The following is a 525-nucleotide window of genomic DNA, read 5'->3' as shown; positions in this document are numbered from 1 at the left end:
TGAGGCGGCCTAGTGGGTCGTAGTGGTAGTGGTGTTCGCCTTTGCGCGTGTCGAGCAGGCGGGTGAGGTTGCCGGTTTTGTCGTAGTCGTATTGACGTTGGTAGAGGTTATCTTGTTGCTGGGTGATTGCGTGGGCGTGCAGGCGGTGTTGGTCGTCGTAATGGTAGTGGCTGAGGAGTTGGCCTTGTTGGCGCTGGTGTTCCTGGCCGGCTTTGAACAGATGAGACGTCAGCAGCGTGCCGTTTAATTCGACGGTGGCGAGGTGGCCGCCTTTGCCGTGGTTGAACACCAGGCGATTGTTGTCCGGCAGGCGCAGGTGTTGAAGCTGGCCGCAGGCGTCGTAGCCGTAGCGCAAGGAGCCCCAGCCTTGGTGTTCGGCGGTGAGGCGGTTTTGGCTATCGTATTCGTAGGCGAGCGCCCAGTGGCCGTCGTCGACGCTGAGGAGGTTGCCCTGGCGGTCGTAGGCATATTCAACAAGGCTACCGTCGGGCAGGGTTTTTCTGACGAGGCGTCCGGCGTGGTCTC

The 525-nt window shown here is 61.0% G+C and carries 1 protein-coding gene; it reads right to left on the bottom strand.

All coding sequences use genetic code 11. The features are described 5' to 3' along the window. A partial coding sequence (locus tag BFQ01_RS33135; RefSeq protein ID WP_370671286.1) for an RHS repeat domain-containing protein occupies positions 1 to 525 on the bottom strand: 525 nt, incomplete at both ends.

It is taken from the genome of Pseudomonas sp. 8 R 14 (genome assembly GCF_900005955.1).
Lineage (GTDB): Bacteria > Pseudomonadota > Gammaproteobacteria > Pseudomonadales > Pseudomonadaceae > Aquipseudomonas > Aquipseudomonas marginalis.
This window is presented reverse-complemented; position numbering and strand designations above follow the sequence as displayed.